At 67.3% G+C, this 21,364-nt stretch carries 21 protein-coding genes; 10 read left to right on the top strand and 11 right to left on the bottom strand.

Features of this window, described 5'->3' with window-relative positions:
* Positions 1-17 precede the first annotated feature (17 nt).
* Together ACO07K_RS27555 and ACO07K_RS27550 are read right to left on the bottom strand one after the other, a co-directional pair.
* Positions 18-1,022 (bottom strand): 2-hydroxyacid dehydrogenase, encoded by a 1,005-nt coding sequence (locus tag ACO07K_RS27555; RefSeq protein ID WP_422033614.1) that lies wholly within the window; start codon positions 1,020-1,022, stop codon positions 18-20.
* 29 nt (positions 1,023-1,051) lie between these two features.
* A complete protein-coding gene (locus ACO07K_RS27550; protein ID WP_422033613.1) occupies positions 1,052-1,204 on the bottom strand; it encodes a hypothetical protein in 153 nt (50 codons plus the stop codon).
* A 109-nt stretch (positions 1,205-1,313) separates the two neighbouring features.
* Here ACO07K_RS27550 and ACO07K_RS27545 point away from each other — a divergent pair, with 109 nt between their 5' ends.
* On the top strand, positions 1,314-1,997 hold the full coding sequence (locus ACO07K_RS27545; protein ID WP_422033612.1) for a TetR/AcrR family transcriptional regulator: 684 nt from the start codon (positions 1,314-1,316) through the stop codon (positions 1,995-1,997).
* Positions 1,998-2,038: 41 nt separating this feature from the next.
* Positions 2,039-2,716 (top strand): haloacid dehalogenase type II, encoded by a 678-nt coding sequence (locus ACO07K_RS27540; RefSeq protein ID WP_422033611.1) that lies wholly within the window; start codon positions 2,039-2,041, stop codon positions 2,714-2,716.
* Between the two features lies 1 nt (position 2,717).
* Here ACO07K_RS27540 and ACO07K_RS27535 read toward each other — a convergent pair whose 3' ends face one another.
* Positions 2,718-2,933 (bottom strand): hypothetical protein, encoded by a 216-nt coding sequence (locus tag ACO07K_RS27535; RefSeq protein WP_422033610.1) that lies wholly within the window; start codon positions 2,931-2,933, stop codon positions 2,718-2,720.
* Between the two features lie 192 nt (positions 2,934-3,125).
* The gene (locus tag ACO07K_RS27530) at positions 3,126-3,338 is read right to left on the bottom strand and encodes a cold-shock protein (protein ID WP_298311601.1); all 213 of its coding nucleotides are present in this window, start codon (positions 3,336-3,338) and stop codon (positions 3,126-3,128) included.
* A 273-nt stretch (positions 3,339-3,611) separates the two neighbouring features.
* On the opposite strand from ACO07K_RS27530, the gene ACO07K_RS27525 reads away from it, so the two are divergent.
* Both ACO07K_RS27525 and ACO07K_RS27520 read left to right on the top strand, forming a co-directional pair.
* Positions 3,612-5,063 carry an FAD-dependent monooxygenase gene (locus ACO07K_RS27525; RefSeq protein ID WP_422033609.1) on the top strand — a complete coding sequence of 484 codons (1,452 nt, stop codon included), beginning with the start codon at positions 3,612-3,614 and terminating at the stop codon, positions 5,061-5,063.
* Between the two features lie 78 nt (positions 5,064-5,141).
* Positions 5,142-5,573 carry a DUF3775 domain-containing protein gene (locus tag ACO07K_RS27520; RefSeq protein ID WP_422033608.1) on the top strand — a complete coding sequence of 144 codons (432 nt, stop codon included), beginning with the start codon at positions 5,142-5,144 and terminating at the stop codon, positions 5,571-5,573.
* A gap of 8 nt (positions 5,574-5,581) precedes the next feature.
* On the opposite strand, the gene ACO07K_RS27515 is transcribed toward ACO07K_RS27520, so the two are convergent.
* From ACO07K_RS27515 to ACO07K_RS27505, 3 genes are read right to left on the bottom strand one after another with little or no spacing between them, the layout of a single operon-like run.
* Positions 5,582-5,761: a hypothetical protein gene (locus ACO07K_RS27515; RefSeq protein ID WP_422033607.1), complete on the bottom strand. Its 180-nt coding sequence runs from the start codon at positions 5,759-5,761 to the stop codon at positions 5,582-5,584.
* Between the two features lie 60 nt (positions 5,762-5,821).
* The gene (locus ACO07K_RS27510; RefSeq protein WP_422033606.1) at positions 5,822-6,262 is read right to left on the bottom strand and encodes an SET domain-containing protein; all 441 of its coding nucleotides are present in this window, start codon (positions 6,260-6,262) and stop codon (positions 5,822-5,824) included.
* A gap of 9 nt (positions 6,263-6,271) precedes the next feature.
* Positions 6,272-7,138 carry an isocitrate lyase/PEP mutase family protein gene (locus ACO07K_RS27505; protein WP_422033605.1) on the bottom strand — a complete coding sequence of 289 codons (867 nt, stop codon included), beginning with the start codon at positions 7,136-7,138 and terminating at the stop codon, positions 6,272-6,274.
* A gap of 153 nt (positions 7,139-7,291) precedes the next feature.
* Here ACO07K_RS27505 and ACO07K_RS27500 point away from each other — a divergent pair, with 153 nt between their 5' ends.
* A complete protein-coding gene (locus ACO07K_RS27500) occupies positions 7,292-8,881 on the top strand; it encodes an ABC transporter substrate-binding protein (RefSeq protein ID WP_422033604.1) in 1,590 nt (529 codons plus the stop codon).
* Positions 8,882-9,023: 142 nt separating this feature from the next.
* Here the strand turns inward: ACO07K_RS27500 and ACO07K_RS27495 are convergent, their stop codons facing one another.
* The 3 genes from ACO07K_RS27495 to ACO07K_RS27485 form a co-directional block, all read right to left on the bottom strand.
* On the bottom strand, positions 9,024-10,007 hold the full coding sequence (locus ACO07K_RS27495) for a quinone oxidoreductase family protein (RefSeq protein ID WP_422033603.1): 984 nt from the start codon (positions 10,005-10,007) through the stop codon (positions 9,024-9,026).
* Positions 10,008-10,071: 64 nt separating this feature from the next.
* Positions 10,072-10,785 carry a LytR/AlgR family response regulator transcription factor gene (locus tag ACO07K_RS27490; RefSeq protein ID WP_422033602.1) on the bottom strand — a complete coding sequence of 238 codons (714 nt, stop codon included), beginning with the start codon at positions 10,783-10,785 and terminating at the stop codon, positions 10,072-10,074.
* Positions 10,773-11,867: a sensor histidine kinase gene (locus tag ACO07K_RS27485; protein ID WP_422033601.1), complete on the bottom strand. Its 1,095-nt coding sequence runs from the start codon at positions 11,865-11,867 to the stop codon at positions 10,773-10,775. The genes ACO07K_RS27490 and ACO07K_RS27485 overlap by 13 nt, the downstream gene beginning before the upstream one ends.
* 197 nt (positions 11,868-12,064) lie before the next feature.
* Between ACO07K_RS27485 and ACO07K_RS27480 the strand changes: the two genes are divergently transcribed.
* The 5 genes from ACO07K_RS27480 (at position 12,065) to ACO07K_RS27460 (ending at position 20,389) form a co-directional block, all read left to right on the top strand.
* Positions 12,065-15,205 (top strand): Calx-beta domain-containing protein, encoded by a 3,141-nt coding sequence (locus ACO07K_RS27480; protein WP_422033600.1) that lies wholly within the window; start codon positions 12,065-12,067, stop codon positions 15,203-15,205.
* A gap of 106 nt (positions 15,206-15,311) precedes the next feature.
* Positions 15,312-16,442: an acyl-CoA dehydrogenase family protein gene (locus ACO07K_RS27475; RefSeq protein WP_422033599.1), complete on the top strand. Its 1,131-nt coding sequence runs from the start codon at positions 15,312-15,314 to the stop codon at positions 16,440-16,442.
* A gap of 11 nt (positions 16,443-16,453) precedes the next feature.
* Entirely contained in the window at positions 16,454-17,710 is a 1,257-nt protein-coding gene (locus ACO07K_RS27470; RefSeq protein WP_422033598.1) for an acyl-CoA dehydrogenase family protein, read from the top strand.
* 88 nt (positions 17,711-17,798) lie between these two features.
* Complete coding sequence (locus ACO07K_RS27465; RefSeq protein WP_422033596.1) at positions 17,799-19,448, top strand: amidohydrolase; 1,650 nt, start codon at positions 17,799-17,801, stop codon at positions 19,446-19,448.
* Positions 19,445-20,389 carry a CobW family GTP-binding protein gene (locus tag ACO07K_RS27460; RefSeq protein ID WP_422033594.1) on the top strand — a complete coding sequence of 315 codons (945 nt, stop codon included), beginning with the start codon at positions 19,445-19,447 and terminating at the stop codon, positions 20,387-20,389. Before ACO07K_RS27465 ends, ACO07K_RS27460 begins: the two co-directional genes overlap by 4 nt.
* On the opposite strand, the gene ACO07K_RS27455 is transcribed toward ACO07K_RS27460, so the two are convergent.
* Positions 20,353-21,351 carry a D-2-hydroxyacid dehydrogenase gene (locus tag ACO07K_RS27455; RefSeq protein WP_422033592.1) on the bottom strand — a complete coding sequence of 333 codons (999 nt, stop codon included), beginning with the start codon at positions 21,349-21,351 and terminating at the stop codon, positions 20,353-20,355. The two genes, ACO07K_RS27460 and ACO07K_RS27455, sit on opposite strands and share 37 nt — an antisense overlap.
* Positions 21,352-21,364: the final 13 nt, after the last annotated feature.

Genomic DNA, 21,364 nt, shown 5'->3' with positions numbered 1-21,364 from the left:
TGGCGTCCTTCGGGACGTCAGGCGAGCTTCTCGACCGAAATCTCGTGGACCGCCCGGCCGTCCCGCTCGAAGCCCGTGATGTTGGCGATGGTTGTGCGGGCGATGCCTTGCAGGGCGTCGGCGGTGAAGAACGCCTGATGCCCGGTGACGAGAACGTTGGGAAAGGACAGCAGCCGGGCAAAGACGTCGTCCTGGATCACCCTGTCGGAGAGGTCCTCGAAGAAGAGGTCGGCCTCCTCCTCGTAGACGTCGAGCCCGAGATGACCGAGGCGGCCGTCCTTCAGCGCCGCGATCACCGCCGGCGTATCGATCACCGCGCCGCGGCTGGTGTTGATCAGCATCGCGCCCGGACGCATGCGGGCCAACGCTGCCGCGTCGATCAGGTGACGGGTGCCGGGCGTCAGCGGGCAATGGAGCGAGACGATGTCGGAGGCCGCCAGCAGATCGGGCAGGTCGACATAGCGCACGCCTGCCGCGATGCAGGCCGGGTCGGGCGCCGGATCGACGGCCAGGATCGTGCAGCCGAAGCCCGCCAGGATGCGGGCAAAGGTGGCGCCGATCCGTCCGGTGCCGATCACTCCCACGGTCCGGCCCTTCATGTCGAACCCCAGCAGCCCCTCCAGCGCGAAGTTTCCCTCACGCACACGGGCATAGGCGCGGTGGATACGCCGGTTCAGCGCCAGGACGAGTGTCACGGCGTGTTCTGCGACCGCATGCGGTGAATATTCGGGCACGCGCGCCACGGTGATGCCGAGCTTCCTGGCCGCGACGAGGTCGACATTGTTGAAGCCGGTACAGCGCAGCGCCACGAGACGGACGCCCCGCTGGGCGAGCGACTGCAGCACCCCGGCCGCAAGCGAATCGTTCACGAAGGCGCAAACCGCCGTCGCGCCCTGTGCCAAGGCCCCGGTTTCGACCGTCAGGCGAGGTTCGAGGTAGGCCAGCTCGTGGTGGGCGGACTCGTTGGCGGCCTCCAGAAAGTACCGGTCATAGGGTTTGGTGCTGAAGACGGCGACGCGCACGGCGCGGCCTGGGTGCCGATCCGATTCTCCTAGCCCTTCTGTCCGTGACCGGTCGGCCGCTTGTCCTTCTTTACCGACTTCGGCCCGCCGCGCACCGCGTCCTTGGCGATCTGCTTGGTCGAGACACGGAGGGCCGCCTGGTGTTGACGGTCGCTGGGAGTGCGTTGGACGGTCTTACTCATGACGTGATGAACGACCGGCCCGCCGCGAAGTTCCATCGCGCACTGGCGAAGCGGCCTGAAGGGCGCCACTATCGCCCCGCCCTCGGCGATCGGCCGCGGCCGAGAAGCGGTGGAGACGGTGCAGAACAGCGAAGAAGTGCCCCCTTCGATGCAGAGCGCAGCGACAAGGGACAAACCCCGTCGGATGGACGGCCGGGCGCTCCGCAGCGAGCGTACCAAACAGCTCATCATCGAAGCTTATCTGGAGTTGCTGAACGAGGGGCCGGAGGCGCCGACGGCGGCGCAGATCGCCAAACGCGCCGGCTATTCGGTGCGATCGGTCTTCGAGCGGTTCGACGACCTCCTGGCGCTGACCCTCGCCGCCGCCGACTACGCCTTCGCCGAAGGGCTTTCCCGAACCGGGCAACGCCACCTGGGCGACACCCGCGCCCAGCGCCTGCGGGGCATGGTCGAGAGGCGATCCGATCTTTTCGAGCGCTTGCTGCCGCTCTGGCGGGTGTTGCAGAGCAACAAGAACCAATCGGAACTGGTGAGAGCGCGGATCGGGCGGATTCGCGATACCATGTGGACGCGCCTGGCGCTGACCTACGGTATCGAGTTGGCTTGCCTTCCGGAGTTCGAGCGCAAGATGCTCGAGATCGCACTGGAGCAGCTCACCGACTTCGAAAGCTGGGCCCGCATGCGCGAGCGCCACGGCCTGTCGGTCGAACAAGGGCGCGATGTCTGGATCATGGCGATCGACCGTCTGCTGCCGCCGACACCGCCACCGGAAGCGGAACCGGCGACCGTTTGAGGACATTGTCGAGGGTCGGACACGAATTCGGGGAGAAGCGGATGGTGGGTGTGCGAACCGTCACCTTCGACTTCTACGGCACGCTCGTTCAGTGGCATGAAGGCGTAGAAGCGTGCTTTCGCGACACCGTGAGGCGCCACGGCCAGCCGGCGAAGGATCTCGCCCCCCTCATCCACGCGTTCCATAGCGAGGGACGCAGGCTCCGCGACAGGCCACCCTGGCGGCCCTACCGCGACGTACTTGGGGAAAGCCTGCGATTCGCACTGAAGGTCGGCGGCATCGCCATGGCGGACGCGGATGTCGACGGTTTAGTCACCGGACTGTCACGCCTGCCGCCGCATGCCGATGTGCCGGCCGCTCTCGCCGCCTTGCGGGCCGGCGGCTGGCGCCTCGCGGCGATCTCCAACACCGACGACGACCTGATCGCTGGCAGCCTGCCCGGTCTGGGACTCGACCTGGACGCGGTAATCACCGCCCAGCAGGCACGCGCCTACAAGCCCGACCTCCGCCTGTTTCGTCATGCTCACGAAGTGCTAGGGGTAACGCCGCAGCAAACGGTGCATATCGCCGCCAGTCAGCCGCTCGACATGGCGGTGTGCAAGGCACTGGGCATCCGCGCTTATTGGGTCAATCGGCGAGCCGAGACGGCGGACCCGCAATGGCTGCCCTTCATCGAGGTCAGGGACGTGGCCGAAGCGTCTCGATCGATTCTCGGCTGAATCAGGCGCGCACGAGTGTCTTGATGGTGAGCGCGGGCTTGCCGGACTTCTCGGCGACTTCGCGATCCTGCTCCGCGATGATCTCGCGGGCGGGCAGATCCTTCTCGAGTCCTTCGAGGGCTTCGAGCGGTACGCGGCGGTTGGAGCGCTGGCTGCCGTCTTCGTAGGTGACGTTGAACAGCACGTACTCCGTACGCTTGCTGGATTTCTTGGCCATGGGGCCTCCATATCGGTTCAGGTCCGTCGACCACGAAAAGCGCATATGGGGCGTTTCCCGTCGGAAACGCGGAGAGAAGTGCTGCGTCTCGCGGGGCAACTCGCCCGCGATGCAATGAAAAACCCCGCACCCAGAGGGTGCGGGGTCATCTCATGTCGTTGAACGTGGCCGCCGTTACCGGCAGCCGCGTGATCAGCCGACAGACTTCAGATTGTCGGCCGACATCTTGCCGCTGCGACGATCGGAGACGAGTTCATACTCGACCTTCTGACCTTCGTTCAGCGTGCCCATGCCGGCGCGCTCGACGGCGCTGATGTGCACGAAGGCATCGGCACCGCCGTTGTCCGGCTGAATGAAGCCGAAGCCCTTCTGAATATTGAACCACTTCACGGTTCCCGTCGCCATGGGTAACCCTTTCACTACTTTAGATATGCTGAACCGCGCGGCGTCCCACACAAAAATCAGGGAACGCGCAGCCGGCCGTCGAATTCGCACTGGTTTTCGGGATCAAAGTTCGTGGAGCGGGTTGCCGGCGAAGCCGGAAACGCGGACCAAAATCGTCTGTCCGTCTATCGACCGCCTGCATATGGCCTTTCGCCGAGGCATTTGCAAGGACCGATTGGCCGCACTGCGGAGCAGGGCTAGGCTCGATCGGCCAAATCCTGCAGGGAGAGTGTCTTGGCGGATCATCCGAAAGTGCTCATCTCGGGCGCGGGCCCGGTCGGCCTCACGCTCGCCAACGAACTCGTCCGCCACGGTATCCCCGTTCGACTCATCGACAAGGCAGCGCACCGAACCGACAAGTCGAAGGCGCTCGTCCTGTGGAGCCGCACGCTCGAGCTGTTCGACGACGCCGGTTACGCCACGGACTTCATGGCCGCCGGCGTGCCGGCGCACGGCGCCCGGATCTCGACCGGCACCGAGGTCGTCGCCGAGATTTCGTTCGACGTGATCGACAGCCGCTTCGCCTATGCGCTGATGATCGCGCAAAGCGAGACCGAGCGCGTGCTCGAAGAGCGACTGGCCGCCGCCGGCGTGACGGTCGAGCGCGAGGTCGGACTGACCGGCTTCACCGACACGGGCTCGTCGGTCAGGGCCACGCTCGCCAAAACGAACGGCATTCCCGAAGCGGTAGAGGCGGACTGGCTGGTCGGCTGCGACGGCGCCCACTCGGCGGTGCGCCATGGGCTCGGCTTCGAATTCGAAGGCTCGACGCTGCAGTCGCACTGGGCGCTGGCCGATGGACATGTCTCGGGCCTCAGCCCCGGCGATCATCTGCACATCTTCTGGCACCGCGACGGCATCCTCGCCTTCTTTCCGATCGCGGCCGATCGCTGGCGGGTGATCGCCGATCTCGGACCGGCGAGGGGGGCCGACACTCATCCCGATCCGACGCTCGATCAGATCAACGCGTTGATGGCGCGTCGCGGCTCGCCCGGCATCGTCATGTCCGATCCGGTGTGGCTGGCCGCCTTCCGCATCAACGAGCGCAAGGTCAGGGACTATTCCAGGGGCCGCGTGTTCCTGGCGGGCGACGCCGCGCACATCCACAGCCCGGCGGGCGGTCAGGGCATGAATACCGGCATGCAGGACGCCTTCAATCTCGCCTGGAAACTCGCGCTCGTGATCGAGGGCGCCGCCAACTCGTCGCTGCTCGACAGCTATTCGCGGGAGCGCAGCGCCGTCGGCGACCGTGTGCTCCGGAATGCCGGGCTGATGACCGAAGCCGCGACACTCCGCAACCCGCTCCTGCAGCACGTGCGCAACGCGATCCTGCAGTTTGCCGCCGGCTTTCCGCAGATCCGGCACAGGGTCGCCGACCAGCTTGCCGAGATGGACATCGGCTACCCCGACAGTCCCCTGACCGCACGGTCCGTCGAAGTCTCGGACGGCCCGAAGCCCGGGGAACGCTGGCCGCAACGCCTTCCCGAGGGTACGGGCGGCCGCAGGTTCACCGCATTGGGTCCGGCCGTCGTCGTCACCGCCCTCGCTGCAAGGTTTCCCCGACTGGTGACGGCTGTGCCCGGGGGTCACACGCTGCAGCTCGTTCGTCCCGACGGCTATGTCGGCTTCGCGGGATCATCCGCCGACTCGGCGCGCGCGGAGGCCTACCTGGCGGCACTGGCGTGATGGCGCCGGATCGAGCGGCCGGAACGTATCGGAGGGTCAATCGTTGGACGGCCTGACCGCAGCCCCTGGAGACTCTCGATGCCCGACGGCCTCACGCCCCCGCCTAGCCTCGCGATCGCGACCGACATGGTGTGCCACATCATCGTGAAGGCACGGGAGTTCGATGTGCAGGACGTGGAAACCGATCCGGACTCCGCCTCGAATGCCGCCGACGATGGCGCAATATCGATCCTCGAGGAACATGACGGCGATCCGACCCAGGCCGAACTCGTGGCCTTCATCGAGGCGCTCGACGAGGATGAGCAGGTCGACCTGGTCGCCCTGTTGTGGCTGGGCCGCGGCGACGGCGACATCGAGGACTGGGAGGATCTGCGCACCCAGGCCCGGGACGGCCGCAACGACCGGACCTCGGCGTATCTGCTCGGCCAGCCGTTGCTCGCCGATCATCTGGCCGACGGCCTGTCCGCGCTAGGCCTGTCCTGCGAGGATTTCGACAAGGACCACCTGTAGCTTCCGGCTCAGGGCATCGTACCGTGCGGCCGCTTTTCGCCGGGTCGCACGCGCCGATCCTCGTCTTCGGGCCCGACGGTTCGTGACGTTTCGCCGTCGCGGCGGGGTACGCGCTCGTCGATATCGGCCCCGCGCTCGACGTCGAGATTGTCGCGGTCGCGGGGTTTGGGGTCCGGATCCTGGTTCATGTCGCTCTCCTCTTCGGGAAGCGAACGGGGAGGCGCCCGGCGGGTTGCCGAAACCGATGTTCAGCGGCGACGGCGTGTTTTCGGTCGCGCGGAGGCCGGGACGACCTCGTCGCGGTCCAGATTGTCGTACTCCTCGTCCATGAGCCGGTAGTCCATGGTGAGCTCCTCGCCGGCCTCGATGTCGCGCAGCGCGTAGTAGGTCACGTCGCCGTCGTCGGAGCCGATGTTGGGCGCGGCCGCGTGGTTCATGTACCAGCCGGTCGAAATGCGCAGGAAATCGAGCGGCACCCAGTATCCGCGCGCGGTTCGGATGCCGAAGCGCTTGATGAGCTGGACCTGCGGCGAGGCGTGAGCCCTCGCGACAGGGATGAAGCGGCTATCCTTGCCATCCCACACACGCACCAGCTCGTCCTTCTTGATGTCGATGTCGGCAAAGCAGCCGAGACCGTGAATCGAGGAGGCGCCGAGATAGACGAATGCCTTGCTGGTCTTGCGCTTCATGGGCTGGCTTCAGGCCTTCACGATGAAAGGCTTCGCCGCGGTATCGTAGTCGGCATAGCCCAAGGTCGCGCGCAGATCGGCCGGCGACAATGCGCTCTTGCTCTCCGCCTCGCCGGCCTTCAGCGCGGCCAACCCGGCCTTCATGCCGGCGGCGGCCGGTGAGAGCATGCCGGTCGGATAGGTGCCGATCTTGAAGCCGAGCGCGAGAGCTTCCTTCTGCGAAGGCGTGGCGCGCGGCGCGCCCGGCGACAGCACCGCAAAGGACGGCCGGCCCTTGGCGGCGGCGACGCCGCGCTTGATCTCCTCGTCGTCGGCCGGCGAGTCGAGGAACAGGATGTCGGCGCCCTCCTCGACATACATTTCGATGCGCGCGACCGCCTCGTCGATGCCCTGGGTCGGCCGGCAGTCGGTGCGCGCCAGCACGAGGATTCCCGATTCCTTGGCCGCCTGGACGGCGGCGCGGATCTTCATGCGCGCCTCCTCGCGCGGCAGGCAGGGCTTGCCCGCGGCCGTGAGCGCGCGTGGCGTGATCTTGTCCTCGATCAGCACTGCCGCCGCCCCGGCCCGGCCATAGGCGCTGACCGTGCGCTGCACGTTCATCGCATTGCCGTATCCGTGATCGCCGTCGGCCAGGACCAGCAGGTCGGGCGCCGCGCTGTGCACCATGTTGAAGGAATCGAACATCTCGCCGAACGAGACGAGGTCGAGGTCGGGACCGCCGAGGCGGCTGGCGGCGACGCAGGAGCCCGAGAGGAAGGCGGTCTTGAAGCCCTCGCCATAGGTCAGCTTGGCGGTGAGCCCGTCCCACACGGCCGGCATGACGACGAGGCCTGGCTCGGCCAACAGGGCGCGCAGGCGCTGGGGGGCAGTGGTCACTGGACTCTCCTCGAATTCCGAAACGGCGGCGGACGATAGCAGACCGTGGCGGCGGGTCGACACCATGCCGGCGCCCGGTCTAGGCTTTCATCCGCACTGCAAACCAACGGAGACCAGACCACCAACAACAAGACATCGTCGGAGGAAACCACAATGAAAGTCGCAAAGACGCGTTTCGTTTCGATCTGCATCGCAGCAACCCTCATCGGGTGGTCCGGCACCGGCTGGGCCCAGAAAAGCGGCGGCACGCTGCGCATACAGCACATGGACACGCCGCCCAGCGCCTCCATCCATGAGGAATCGACCGTCTCGGTCGCCGTCCCCTTCATGGCGATCTACAACAACCTCGTCGTCTTCGATCAGAACGTTCCGAAGAACAGCCTGGACACCATCGTGCCCGACCTCGCGACGGGCTGGGAAACCAAGGACGAGGGACGCAAGCTCGTCTTCAAGACCCGCGACGGCGTTAAATGGCACGACGGCAAGCCCTTCTCGGCGGCCGACGTCGCCTGCACCTTCGATCTCATCCTCACGCCGGACCGACTGCGCCGCAATCCGCGCAGCGCCTGGTACACCAACGTCGAAAAGGTCACCGCCGACGGCCCGTCTCAGGTGACCTTCCATCTGAAGCAGCCGCAACCGTCGCTGCTGGCATTGCTCGCCTCCGGCTACACCCCGATCTATCCCTGCCACGTGCCGGCCGCCGACATGCGACGCAAGCCGGTCGGGACCGGCCCGTTCAAGCTGGCCGACTTCAGGATGAACGAGGGCATCAAGCTGGTGAAGAATCCCGACTACTGGAAGCCGGGCCGTCCCTATCTCGATGCCATCGAATTCTCGATCATCCCGGATCGCTCGACCCGCATGCTGTCCTTCGTCGCCGGCAAGTTCGACATGACGTTTCCGGCCGACGTCACCGTGCCGCTGCTGAAGAACGTCAGGCGCGACGCGCCCCAGGCCCAGTGCACGATGCGCGAGAGCGGCGTCAGCACCAACCTGATCGTCAATCGCGAGGTCGCGCCCTTCGACGATCCGAAGATCCGCCGCGCCATGGCCCTCACGCTCGACCGCGAGGCCTTCATCAGGATCCTGAGCGAAGGCGAAGGCAGGATGGGCGGCGCCCTGCTGCCGCCGCCCGACGGCGTCTGGGGCCTGCCTCCGGAGAAACTCGAGGGCCTCATCGGCTACGGAGACGTGGAGAAGGCGCGCGAGGAAGCCCGGGCGCTGATGAAGCAAGCCGGTTACGGCCCGGACAAGCGGCTGAAGCTCAAGGTCAGCACCCGCAACATCGCCACCTACAAGGACCCGGCGGTGATCCTCATCGACCAGCTCAAGCAGATCTGGATCGATGCCGAACTCGAGATCATCGACACCACGATCTACTACAACCGCGTCTTCAAGAAGGACTATGTCGTCGCGCTCAACCTCACCGGCAGCGCGGTCGACGATCCGGACGTGACCCTGTTCGAAGGCTATGCCTGCGGCTCTCTGCGCAACTACAACAACTACTGCGACCCGCAGATGACCAAGCTCTTCGAGGAACAGTCGCGCGAGACCGACCGCAGGAAGCGCCAGGAGCTGGTCTGGGAGATCGACCGCAAGCTGCAGGAGGACGTGGCGCGACCGATCATCAGCCACGGCCGCATTGCCGGCTGCTGGCAGCCGCAGGTGAAGAACGTGACGCTGCACACCAACAGCATCTACAACAACTGGCGCTTCGAGGACGTCTGGCTGGATCGCTGAGTCATAGCCTCCCACGTCATACGGGGGAGGTGCCCGAAGGGCGGAGGGGGAAAGCCATGAGTCTGATCTCTTCCCGATCGACAATCATCGCGTTGCTCTCCCCCTCCCAGCCTCCCCCGTTTGACGGGGGAGGAGAAGAATTTTAGCCACCCGCCTTGAGCAGCAGTTTGCCGGCCACGCCCCGACCTTCGAGGCGGCGGTGCATCTCCGCCGCCTGGCTGAGCGGAAACACACCCTCGATGGGCACCTTGAGCCAGCCCTCGACGAGACCGGCCATCACCTGGTCGACGCCCTTTCGCCATTCGGCCGACGTCTGGTCGATATGGCCGAGATGCAGGCGGGTGAAGGTCTGGGAGCGCGGCAGGATGCGCTCGCGGATGTTCTTCAACGGCTGCCCCTCGGCCTCGCCGATGCTGATGATGTGGCCCAGCATCTTCACGACCCCGAAGGTGCGGTCGAGCATCGTGGCGCCGTAGGAATCGATGGCCAGGTCGACGCCCTTGCCGCCGGTGAAGTCGAGCACCGCAGGCTCGAAATCCTCCTGCGAGGTCACCACGACCCGCGACGCGCCGTAAGCCAGGGCCTTCGTCTCCTTGCCCGGCGTCCCCGTCGTGCCGATGACGCGCGCGCCGGCGTGGACGGCAAGCTGGGTGCACATCAGCCCGACGCCGCCGCCGATCGCGTTCACCAGCACCGTATCGCCCGGTCCGACGCCGCCATAGATCGTCCACATCATATGCCACGCGGTCAGCGCCTGGATGGGAAAGGCCGCCCCGACGTCCAGGCCGACCGCATCCGGCAGCTTGATCAGGCCCGTGGCCGCGGCGACGCACTTCTCGGCATAGGCGCCGCCTTTCTCCGGGAAGGTCGCGACGCGATCGCCCACCGCCACGCCCGTCACGCCCGGTCCCAGCGCGGCCACGGTTCCGGAGACCTCGAAGCCCAGCACCATCGGATAGGTCATGGGATGCGGGTAGATACCCACGCGCACCTGGGTGTCGGCCCAGTTGCAGCCGGCATAGGCGACATCGATCAGGACCTCGCCCGGGCCGGGCACCGGATCGGGCAGATCGCCCAGCACGAGTTGCTCGGGTCCTCCGGTGGCATGGATGACGACGGCCTTCATGGGGTCCTCCCGCGACGTTTGCAGCAGGAGCCTTGCAGCTTCGGTGCCAGACCGCCCCGGACGGTCAGCCCTTCTCCGCCAGCACCTCGCGCAGCCGGGCCGCCGCCGCGCGGCCGATGACGAGCGGATCGGTCATGCCCTCGAGGACGAGGCGGCTGGTCGATCGCGTCGGCGCGTCGACGCGGCGCAACCGGTCGCGATTGATCATCACCGACCGGCCCAACCGCACGAACGAGCCGGACGGCAGCACCTCTTCGAAATGCGCCAGCGTGCGCAGGATCATCACCGGCGGCTGCCCGGCCACGAACACGCGCACGAAATCGCCGTCGGCGCAGAGCGCCACGATCTCGGCCGGCGCGACCAGCAAGGTTCGCCGCGGTGTCCGCAGCTCGATCGACTCGGGACCGGGCGGCCGCGCCTGCAGGGCGATTTCCCGCGCCGCGCGCGCCAGCGCTCGTTCCAGGCGCGCCGGCTCCACCGGCTTGAGCAGGAAATCGACCGCCTCGACCGCGAAGGCATCGACCGCGTGTTCGGCATAGGCCGTGACGAAGACCACGATGGGCCGGCGCTCCAGCGAGTCGAGAAGGTCGAAGCCGTCGCGGCCGCCGCCCAGCTCGATATCGAGGAGAACGAGGTCTGGTTGCGTGCTTGCGACCTGATGGCGGGCGGCTTCGGTACTGTCGGCCTCGCCGACGATCTCCACCTCGGGATGGGCCGCAAGCAACCGCCGCAGGGCACTGCGGGCCAGCGGCTCGTCGTCGACGATCAGGACCCGCACGGCTCGCCCCTGAGTTCGAGGGTCGCGATCACTTTCTTGTCCCCGGCCTGCTCGCCGATCTCGGTCAGGCTGAAGGCATGCCGGTCCGGATAGTGCAGCGCGAGACGACGGCGCACGTTCTCCACCCCGATGCCGGGGCGCCGGCGGCGTGCCGGTCGCGGCGTCACGTCGAGCACGCCGTTATTCTCGACCTCGACGTGAAGCGTATCGCCAGACAGGCGAATGTCGATGCGGAGGTCGAGTCCATCGTCGCGGCGGCCGTGCTTCACGGCATTCTCCACCAGCGGCTGCAGCAGGAAGCTCGCGATGCGCCACTGCGCGGCCTCGGGCATCACGTCGAGACGCGCATGCAGGCGGTTACCGAAGCGCGCCCTCTGGACGCCGAGATAGGCCATCAACCCGGCAACTTCGTTCGAAACCGTTACGACCGTGTGATCGATGCCGTCGAGCGAATGGCGCAGGTAGGCGGTGAGGTTGCGCAGCATCTCCAGCGCCGCGCCCGGGCGCTCGGGGATCTCCTCGGCGACCCCGTTCAGGGCGTTGAAGAGAAAGTGCGGGTCGAGCTGAAGGCGCAGTTGCTCGAGCTCGGCCCGCAGAGCCTCGGCCTGCGCGCGCATCGCCTTGCGGTGCTCGGCCTGCTCCGCCAGTTCGGCGCGCAGCCAGAAATAGGCGAGGCTCCATCCCGCCAGGACGAAGAAATAATGCACCAGGGGAATGAGGAATTCCTCGGCCCCGCGCCGGTCGGGCGTCACGAGCCAGGGAAGGGCTTCGTGCGCGGCCACGATCGCGGTCGCGGTCGCCAGCGCGCCGAGAAGCGACAGCAGACCGATCAACGCCATGGCGCCGAGCGACACACGGGCCTTGAAGGGTCGCGAGACGTAAACGGTGTGCATCGCCGTCGAGATCGCGATCAGGCACAGAAGGATGAGCCCCGTGCGGGCGAAGGCGACGCCGTAGCTGTGGAAAGCCACGCGCTGCGCCATGACGTTGACGATCGCGAAGAGGCCCCATCCCGCAAGCTGGGCTCGCCAGAACAGGGACAGGCCGTTCCATTGGGCAAGCAGGTATGCGGACGGGTTCATGAACTCGGGACAAGGCAGCGGTCGACCGGCGGAAGATTGGGCATTTGGCGATGCGAGGCAAGCACCGACCGGGGAGGGAGTGCAGACGCCGTTCGCCGATTTTCCAGCCGCGTTCATCGACTAGGGCCGCGGCTGCAGATTTACTGTCAGAGAGTCGATGGCAACCTTGCGTCCGCGAAACCGAGTGGAGGTAGGCAATGGCGACGGTGAAGTACGCGATCAAGGACAATTGGGGCTCGGGTTTCATCGGCAACATGACGGTCGAGGGCGGCACGTCCGGGACCCGGGGCTGGACCGTCGAATTCGACGCCGGCTTCGCCATCACGAACATCTGGGGCGCCGAGATCGTCAGCCATGTCGGCACCCACTATGTGCTGCGCAACGCCTCCTACAATGCGGACGTCTCGTCCGGCGGCAGCGTCACCTTCGGCTTCCAGGCGACGCCGGGCGCCACCGGCGGGACGGCGGCGACCGGTCTGTCGCTGAACGGAGACGGCAGCGCACCGCCGCCGGTCCTTCCCACCCTGTCGGTCGGCGATGCGTCGATCGTCGAGGGCAACAGCGGCACCAAGCAGCTGGTCTTCACCGTCAGCCTGTCCCAGGCGGCCACCGGGCCGGTGACGGTCGCCTATGCGACCGCGGATGGCACCGCCCTGGCTGGGCAGGATTACGTCGCCAAATCCGGGACGATCACCTTCGCGGCCGGCGAGACACAGAAGACCGTCAGCGTCACGGTCAACGGCGACAGAGTCGCCGAACTCAACGAAACGCTTGCGTTGAGGCTATCCGCGCCGACCGGCGCCACCGTGGCAGACGGGGCGGCGGCGGGCACGATCCTCACCGACGACGTGATCGTTCCCAAAATCGCCATCGCCGACGCCTCGCTCAAGGAAGGCGACAGCGGCGCGCGCAATCTCGCCTTCACCGTCACCCTCTCGGAAGCCACCAGCGGGCCGGTCACCGTGACCTATGCCACCGCCGACGGTACGGCCAAGGCTGGCGAGGACTACACCGCCCAGACCGGCACTCTTACCTTTGCGGCCGGGGAAACCTCCAAGGTGATCAACGTCGCCGTGATGGGCGACACGGTGATCGAACGCAAAGAGACGCTGAAGATCAATCTGACGACGCCCGCAGGCGCCACGCTGGCCGACGCCGCCGCGACAGGCACCATCCTCAACGACGATGCGAGACTTTCCGTCGCCGACGCGACGGTTACCGAAGGAAACAACGGCACCACGAACCTTGCCTTCACCGTCACGCTGTCCGCCGCCACGTCGGGTCCGGTCACGGTCGATTACGCGACCGGCAACGGCTCGGCCAGGGCCGGTCAGGACTACACCGCCCAGACGGGAACGCTGACCTTCGCCGCGGGCGAGACATCGAAGATCGTCAATATCCAGGTGACCGGCGACACGGCGGTCGAGGCCAACGAGACGCTCAAGCTCGTTTTGTCGTCGCCGGCCGGCGCCACGATCAAGGACGGCGGCGCCATCGGCACGATCGTCAACGACGACAATGGCACGCCGACGCTGCCGACGCTCAGCATCTCCGATGCCTCGGTGATCGAGGGCAATCCCGGCAGCGGCGCGGCGCCGGGCTGGCTCAGCACCTCGGGCAACCAGATCGTCGACTCGGCCGGCCATTCGGTGCAGATCGCCGGCGTGAACTGGTTCGGCTTCGAGAACAACGACCTGGCGCCACACGGCCTGTGGACGCGCAACTACAAGGAGATGATGGACCAGATGGCGGACCTGGGCTTCAACACCATCCGCCTGCCCTTCTCCAACGACACGCTCCACAGCACGGGCACGCCCAACATCAACTATTGGGCGAACCCCGACCTGCAAGGCCTTACCGCCCTGCAGGTCATGGACAAGATCGTGGCCTATGCCGAACAGATCGGGCTGAAAATCATCCTCGACCACCATCGCAACAACTCGGGTGCCAGCGCGTCGGAGAACGGCCTCTGGTACGACAGCCAGCACAGCGAAGCGGATTGGATCTCCGATTGGAAGATGCTGGCCGAGCGCTACGCCGACAACCCGGCGGTGATCGGCGCGGATCTCCACAACGAGCCCTACAACGGCACCTGGGGTGGCGGCGGACCGAACGACTGGGCGGCGGCGGCCGAGCGCGCCGGTAACGCGATCGGCGAGGTCAATCCCAACATGCTGATCTTCGTGGAGGGCGTCGCCAACTACCAGGGCCAGAGCTACTGGTGGGGCGGCAACCTGATGGGTGTGCGCGACCGGCCGATCGAGCTCGATATCGCGAACAAGCTCGTCTACTCGGCACACGATTACCCGAACTCGGTCTATGCCCAGCCGTGGTTCCAGGGCGCCAACTTCGCGGAGAACCTGCCCGCGAAGTTCGATCAGATGTGGGGCTACATCTACAGGGAAGGCATCGCACCGGTTTACATCGGCGAGTTCGGCACGAGGCTCCAGGATCCCAAGGACGCTCCGTGGCTGGAGGCGATCACCTCCTATCTCTCGGGCGACCTCGACAACAACGGCACGCATGACCTGCCGGCCGGCCAAAAGGGCGTGAGCTGGACCTTCTGGTCGTGGAATCCCAATTCCAGCGACACCGGCGGCATCCTGGCCAACGACTGGCGGACCGTGAACCAGGACAAGATGGGCTACCTGTCGCCCATCCAGTACGAGTTCCACGAGGATGCGCCGGGCGACGGCAGTGCGCCTGCCGGTGCGACGGCAAGCTTCGTGCTCACGCTGTCCGAGGCCGCGAAGCACGAGGTAACTGTGGACTATCAGACCGTCTACGGCGAGGCCGGCGCGGCGGACTTCATCGCCAGCACCGGCCACGTCACCTTCGCGGTGGGCGAGCAGAGCAAGACGATCACGATCGAGATCACGCCCGACAAGCTGGTCGAAGGCAACGAGCATTTCGGCGTCGTGCTGACCAATGCGGTGGGCGCCACCATCTCGCGCGCCACCGGCACGGCCACCATCGTGGACGACGATACGGCGGTGACGCCTCCTCCAACACCGACGCCGACGCCGACGCCGGGTTCGGACGACGTCGATGCCGTCTTCGCGATCGTCAACTCCTGGTCCGGCGGCTTCAACGGCAGCGTGACGCTCGAGAACGACGGTGCCGGCGCGGTCAACGGCTGGCAGGTCAAGATCGAGACCAGCAACCAGATCACCGACATCTGGAACGCCGTCATCGTGTCGCACGATTCGAGCGGATACGTCGTCGGCAACGCCTCGTACAACGGAACCATCGCCCAGGACGGGGAAATCAGCTTCGGCTTCGTCGCCACGGGCGTGCAGGATGCTTCGGCGGTCAACGTCGACCTGCTGCACGCCTGAGCGCGGACGCTGCTTCGGCGGCGTCTCGCCCTGCAGTTCCCGACGCCTGCCGGGAGCTTCCGGTCATCCCTCCCAGTGCCTAAAATCGACACTGGGAGGATTTTCGATGAAGTTCAGTTTCTCCGGCGAGCAGGAAGAATTCAGGACCAGCCTGCGCCGGTTTCTCGGCGAGCGCTCGCCCACCAAGGAGGTGCGGCGCCTGATGGAAACCGACGCCGGCTTCGAGCCCGCCGCCTGGCGCAAGCTCAATACCGAACTCGGCCTGACGGCGGTGCGCATTCCGGAGGCCTATGGCGGACAGGGCTTCGGCTTCGGTGAACTGGGCATCGTGCTGGAGGAGATGGGCCGGGCGCTGCTCTGCGCGCCGTTCTTCTCGACGGCCGTGCTGGCGACAGGCGCGATCCTGAACGCCGGCACCGAAGACCAGAAGCAGGCCCTGCTCCCCGGCATCGCCGCGGGCGACACGATCGCCACGCTGGCCTGGGTCGAGGACCCCGCCCATTGGGAGGGCGCAGCCACCCGGATGACGGCCACGCAAACCGGCGGCACCTGGAAGCTGGACGGCCACAAGAGCTACGTGCTGGACGGCCATACCGCCGATCTCATCGTCGTGCTGGCGCGCACCGCCGGAACCTCGGGCGAGGCGGGACTTTCGCTGTTCACCGTCAAGGGTGACGCCCAGGGACTGGAGCGGCGGAACCTCAAGGTGATGGATCCGACGCGCAAGCTGGCACGCCTGGACTTCGAGGGCGTCGAGGCGACGCTGCTGGGTGAAGCCGGCGCCGCGGCGGCGCCGTTCGCCCGCACCCTGGTCGAGGCCGCGGTCTGCCTGTCCAACGAGATGGCCGGCGTTTCCGAGCGGCTGCGCGAGGATGCGCTGGCCTACGCGCAGATGCGCATGCAGTTCGGCCGCCCGATCGCCTCCTTCCAGTCGATGAAGCACAAGCATGCAGACATGCTGGTCGACGTCGAACTGGCGAAGTCGGCGGCCTATTACGCCGCCGCGGCGCTCGACGAGGGCGACGAGGACATCGCAGCCGTCGCATCGATCGCCAAGGCGGCCGCCAGCGAGGCCGCCCTGCAGACGGCCGTGCACGCCATCCAGATCCATGGCGGCATCGGCTTCACCTGGGACAACGACACCCATCTCTGGTTCAAGCGCGCCAAGAGTTCGGAGGTGCTGCTGGGCGATGCCCACTATCACCGCGAACAGATGATGCAGCACTGGGCCGACTGAGGAGCAGGAAGATGAGCGAACTCACCGAAGACTCCGTCCGCGCCGAAGTCCGCGCCTGGCTGGAAGCCAACTGGAATCCCGAACTGGGCCTCGTCGAATGGCGCAACAAGCTGGCCGATTCCGGCTGGGGCGTCCCCGGCTGGCCGAAGGAATGGTACGGCCGCGACCTGCCGGCCGGACTCGTGCCCGTCGTCGACGAGGAATTCGCGCGCATCGGCGCGATCGGCGTCGCCAAGGCCGGCATCCGCACCCTGGCCGCCGCGACCATCCTGGCGCACGGCACCGACCTCCATAAGGAGAAGTACCTGCGCCGCATCCTCACCGGCGAGGATACGTGGTGCCAGCTGTTCAGCGAGCCGGGTTCCGGCTCCGACGTGGCCGGCGCGGTCACGCGCGCCGAGATGCAGGGCAACAAGTGGATCGTGAACGGCCAGAAGGTCTGGACGACCTCGGCTCATCACGCGCACTGGGGCCTGCTGCTGGCCCGCACCGACTGGGACCAGACCAAGCACAAGGGCCTCTCCTACTTCATCATCGACATGCACCAGCCCGGCGTGAACGTGCAGCCGCTGAAGCAGATGAACGGCCATGCCTCGTTCAACCAGGTGTTCCTGACCGACGCCGTGGTCGAGCCGGAGTTCCTGGTCGCCAATGTGGGTGACGGCTGGGCCGTGACGACGACGACCCTGATGCACGAGCGTCGCGGCGCCGATGGCTTGCGCAGCTGGGCCATGGGTTCGGACCGCAAGGGCCGCGCCTACGACGAGGAGCGGGCCGAGATTGCGACCACGATGGAGCCCTACAAGTGGTATCCGCAGCGCGCTGGACGGGTCGATCTGATCCTGGAGCGTGCCAAGGAAACCGGCCACTTCGAGGATCCGGTGGTGCGCCAGGAGATCGCCCGGCTGCTGGTCATGTCCAAGGCCGCCGAATGGACCGCCCGTCGGGCCCGCGCCGCCGCCCAGCAGGGCAAGCCGCAGGGTCCTGAAGGCTCGCTCGGCAAGCTGGTGTCCAGCCATGTCGCCCGCGCCGCCGCGCGCGTGCACACCCAGCTCTCCGGTGCCGATGCGCTGCTCTCCGGCTCCGACAGCCCGATGAACGGCGTGATCGCCGAGATCCTGGTCTCGGTCCCGGCGACATCGATCGCCGGCGGCACCGACGAGATCCAGCGCAACATCATCTCCGAGCGCGTCCTCAAGATGCCCAAGGAGCCGAGCATCGACACCACCAAGCCGTTCCGCGACGTGCCGCGCAACATGGTCAGATGAGGCGACGGACGGCGGTGTCATCCGATACCGCCGTCGCTTTTCCTACTACCGATTGGCCTCGCGCCGCGTGACCGCTACTGTCCGGTGCATGACACCGAGCCCGATCACGATCTTCCGCGCCCGCCGCATCCTCACCATGAACCCCGCCCGTCCGGAGGCCACGCACGTGGCCGTCCGCGAGGGCCGCATCCTGGGCGCCGGCCCGCTGGATGAGCTTGCCGGCTGGGGCACCTACACGCTCGACGACACGTTCGCCGACAAGGTGCTGATGCCGGGCTTCGTCGAGGGGCACAGCCACGCCGCCGAGGGCACGTTCTGGCGCTACACCTATCTCGGGCGCTTCGACCGCATGGATCCCGAAGGCAAGGTGTGGCCCGGCGCCGAGTCCATCGAGGACGTGGTGGCGCGCCTTCAGGAAGCCGAGCGCCAGCTGGGCTCGCCCACGGAATCGCTCGCCGGCTGGGGGCTCGATCCGATCTATTACGGCGACCGCCGCGTCGTGCGTGCCGACTTCGACCGCGTGTCGACGACGCGCGCGGTCGGCGTGATGCATGCCAGCGGCCACATCTTCAACGTGAACACCCGCGCCCTGGAGCTGGCGGGCCTGCTGCGGCCGGGCGTCAACCACCCCGGCATCCCGCTCGGTGCCGACGGCCTGCCGACCGGCGAGCTGAAGGGGCCCGAGGCGATGACGATCGTCGGCGCCCATGTCGGCTTCGACCGCGAAGCGCTGGCCAACGACGAGAACGGCTTGCGCCGCTTCGCCAAGCTCTGCGTGCGCCAGGGCGTCACCACCGCCACCGATCTCGCGAACCTGCTGCCGGACGACGCGGTATCGATGATGGCGCGCGTCACCGGCGAAGCGGGCTTCCCCGTCCGCATCGTGTCGTTCCGCCGCTTCCAGGCGCTGACGCCCGAGCAGGTGGTCGACATGGCCGTGAAGCTCAAGACCAAATCGACGGACCGGTTGCGGCTGGGCGCCATCAAGCTGTTCGTCGACGGCTCGATCCAGGGCTTCTCGGCGCGGCTGCGCTGGCCCGGCTACTATAACGGCGCCCCCAACGGCCTGTGGTACACGCCGCCCGAGGCGATCAGCGGTCTCTACAAGCTGGCGCTGCAGAAGGGCGTGCTGGTGCACAGCCACACCAATGGCGACCAGGCGACCGAGATGGCGCTGGACTGTCTGGAAGGCGCCCTGCTCGACCAGCCGGCCCGCGACCATCGCTTCACGCTTCAACATTGCCAGCTGGCCGATGCCGCGCAGTTCCGGCGCATGGCCCGGCTCGGCATGTGCGCCAACCTGTTCCCCAACCATCATTTCTACTGGGGCGACCAGCACTACGAAACGACGGTCGGCCCGGAGCGCGCGATGCGCATGAACGCCTGCGCGACGGCCCTGGCCAGCGGCGTGCCGCTCGCCATCCATTCCGACGCGCCGGTGACGCCGCTCGGCCCGCTCTTCACCGCCTGGGGCGCCGTCAACCGCCGCACCGCCAGCGGCCGCGTGCTGGGCACCACCGAATGCATCTCGGTGGCCGATGCGCTGCGGACGATCACCCTGGGCGCCGCCTGGACGCTGAAGCTCGACGGGGAAGTCGGCTCGATCGAGTGCGGCAAGCGCGCCGACTTCGCCGTGCTGGAGGACGATCCGCTGGAGATCGCGCCGGACAAGCTCAAGGACGTGCGCATCTGGGGCACGGTCCAGGGCGGCCGCCTCTTCCCCGCCAACGGAGCGTGAGGGAGACACGGCCTGGCGGACGGCTGCCGGTCACGGTGATCGGCGGCTATCTCGGGACCGGCAAGACGACGCTGGTCAATCGCCTCTTGCGCGCCGCCGACGGCCAGCGGCTCGCGGTGCTGGTGAACGATTTCGGCGCGACGCCGATCGACCGCGACCTGATCGTGTCGTCGGACGGCGACACGCTGGAAATCTCCGGCGGCTGCGTCTGCTGCAGCTATGGCTCGGACCTGATGGACACGCTGATGACGCTGCCGGCGCAGCGGCCGGACATCGAGCGCGTGGTGCTGGAGACCAGCGGCGTCGCCCTGCCCGGCATGGTGGCCAGCGCCGTCACCCTTCTCTTGCCCTATCGCATCGACGGCATTGTGGTGATGGCCGATGTCGAGACGGTGCGGACGATGGCCGAAGACGCCTATCTCGGCGACACGATCACACGCCAGCTCAGCGCCGCCGATCTCGTCGTCGCCAATCGCTGCGATCTGGTCGACGAGACCTCGCTTCAACAGACCCTCGCCTGGCTCACCCTGCAAAGTCCGGCCGCGCGGGTTCTCGCGGCAACACGCGCCGAGATCGCGCCCGACCTGCTGCTGGGGTTGCGCGATGCCGCGCCGCCCCGTTTGTCGGCAACACTCACGACACCCGGCGCGCCGGATGCGGCTTCACTCTATGAATCGCTCGAACTGGACGTCCCCGAGGACATCGATGTCGCTGAACTGGGCCGACGCCTCAGCGCACCGGGCACGGGCGTTCTGCGCGCCAAGGGCATCCTGAACGGTGTAGCGCTGCACGTCGTCGGCCGGCGCTTCGAGATCGATGCGGCGCCCGTCGGCTCGACGCCCGGCAAGCTGGTCGTTATCGGCCTACGGGCGCGGCTCGACCGCCGCGCCGTGACGGAGGCGCTTCAGCCCAGATTGTCGACGTCGTTGCGCAGCGCCTGACCGGCGCGAAAGCGCGCCAGGTTGTCGAGGAAGATGCCGAAGATCGCCTCGTTCTGGCCCAGCGAATGGCTGGCGGTATGCGGCGACACCAGCACGTTGGGGAGATCCCACAGCGGCGACGCCGCATCGAGCGGCTCGCGCTCGAACACGTCGAGATAGGCGCCGGCCAGCCTGCCGCTCTGCAGCGCCGCAACGACGTCCTGCTCCACCGCGATTTCACCGCGCGCCACGTTGATCAGGTGGGCGCCCTCGGGCATTGCCGCGAAGGCCGCCGCATTGGCGATGCCGCGCGTCACCGGCGAGGCCGGGCAGCACAGGATCAGCCAGTCGGCCTGCGGCAGAACCTCGTGCAGCTGCTCGTAGGCCACGACCTTCTCACACGGCTCCACGGGCTCGGCCGTCCGGCGCACGCCGATCGTGCGCATGCCCAGCATCGCCAGCAGCGAGGCGATGGTGCGCCCGATCGGGCCCATGCCGACGATCACGGCGCACTGGCCCGCGAGGTCGCGCGGCGAACGCTCGGCCAGCCGCGGCTCCCAGGCATGGCGGCGCTGCGCATCCGCCAGCAGCGGGAAGCGCCGGTTGATCGCGATCACGGCGCCCAGCGTGCTGTGCGCCACGGTGACCGCCGTGGCGCCCGAGGCGGTCGTCACCTTGACGCCGCGCGCCCGCAGCTCGCGATAGATCGGGCGCTCGGCGCCGGCCGGATGGATCTGCAGCCATTTCAGGTTCGGCGACTTCTCGACCACCGCGTCGAAGCCCCGCAGTTCAGGCGTCAGGTTGCTGGGGCTGGACTTCCCCGTGACCTCGCGGGTCATGAAGGCGATGTCGGCGGCGCTGGGACCCTCGGCCGCCAGCGCCTCCTCGGCGGTCAGGAACGACAACGTGCCCGGCGGCACGGCCGCTGCGATGCGCTCGCCCCAGATACGCTGCGCGTGGGACGACAGCAGAAGAGTGATCATGACGGCAGGATAA

The organism is Reyranella sp. (assembly GCF_965228225.1).
Classification (GTDB): domain Bacteria; phylum Pseudomonadota; class Alphaproteobacteria; order Reyranellales; family Reyranellaceae; genus Reyranella.
The sequence above is the reverse complement of the archived record's forward strand: the minus strand, read 5'-3'. Positions and strand labels throughout refer to the sequence as shown.

What these genes read in the sequence shown, in the direction of transcription:
- ACO07K_RS27455 (WP_422033592.1), bottom strand. Translation starts at nt 21,351, where the DNA reads ATGATCACTCTTCTGCTGTCGTCCCACGCGCAGCGTATCTGGGGCGAG.
- ACO07K_RS27535 (WP_422033610.1), bottom strand. Translation starts at nt 2,933, where the DNA reads ATGGCCAAGAAATCCAGCAAGCGTACGGAGTACGTGCTGTTCAACGTC.
- ACO07K_RS27510 (WP_422033606.1), bottom strand. Translation starts at nt 6,262, where the DNA reads ATGAAGCGCAAGACCAGCAAGGCATTCGTCTATCTCGGCGCCTCCTCG.
- ACO07K_RS27530 (WP_298311601.1), bottom strand. Translation starts at nt 3,338, where the DNA reads ATGGCGACGGGAACCGTGAAGTGGTTCAATATTCAGAAGGGCTTCGGC.
- ACO07K_RS27515 (WP_422033607.1), bottom strand. Translation starts at nt 5,761, where the DNA reads ATGAACCAGGATCCGGACCCCAAACCCCGCGACCGCGACAATCTCGAC.
- ACO07K_RS27475 (WP_422033599.1), top strand. Translation starts at nt 15,312, where the DNA reads ATGAAGTTCAGTTTCTCCGGCGAGCAGGAAGAATTCAGGACCAGCCTG.
- ACO07K_RS27540 (WP_422033611.1), top strand. Translation starts at nt 2,039, where the DNA reads ATGGTGGGTGTGCGAACCGTCACCTTCGACTTCTACGGCACGCTCGTT.
- ACO07K_RS27470 (WP_422033598.1), top strand. Translation starts at nt 16,454, where the DNA reads ATGAGCGAACTCACCGAAGACTCCGTCCGCGCCGAAGTCCGCGCCTGG.
- ACO07K_RS27480 (WP_422033600.1), top strand. Translation starts at nt 12,065, where the DNA reads ATGGCGACGGTGAAGTACGCGATCAAGGACAATTGGGGCTCGGGTTTC.
- ACO07K_RS27550 (WP_422033613.1), bottom strand. Translation starts at nt 1,204, where the DNA reads ATGAGTAAGACCGTCCAACGCACTCCCAGCGACCGTCAACACCAGGCG.
- ACO07K_RS27465 (WP_422033596.1), top strand. Translation starts at nt 17,799, where the DNA reads ATGACACCGAGCCCGATCACGATCTTCCGCGCCCGCCGCATCCTCACC.
- ACO07K_RS27495 (WP_422033603.1), bottom strand. Translation starts at nt 10,007, where the DNA reads ATGAAGGCCGTCGTCATCCATGCCACCGGAGGACCCGAGCAACTCGTG.
- ACO07K_RS27500 (WP_422033604.1), top strand. Translation starts at nt 7,292, where the DNA reads ATGAAAGTCGCAAAGACGCGTTTCGTTTCGATCTGCATCGCAGCAACC.
- ACO07K_RS27485 (WP_422033601.1), bottom strand. Translation starts at nt 11,867, where the DNA reads ATGAACCCGTCCGCATACCTGCTTGCCCAATGGAACGGCCTGTCCCTG.
- ACO07K_RS27520 (WP_422033608.1), top strand. Translation starts at nt 5,142, where the DNA reads ATGCCCGACGGCCTCACGCCCCCGCCTAGCCTCGCGATCGCGACCGAC.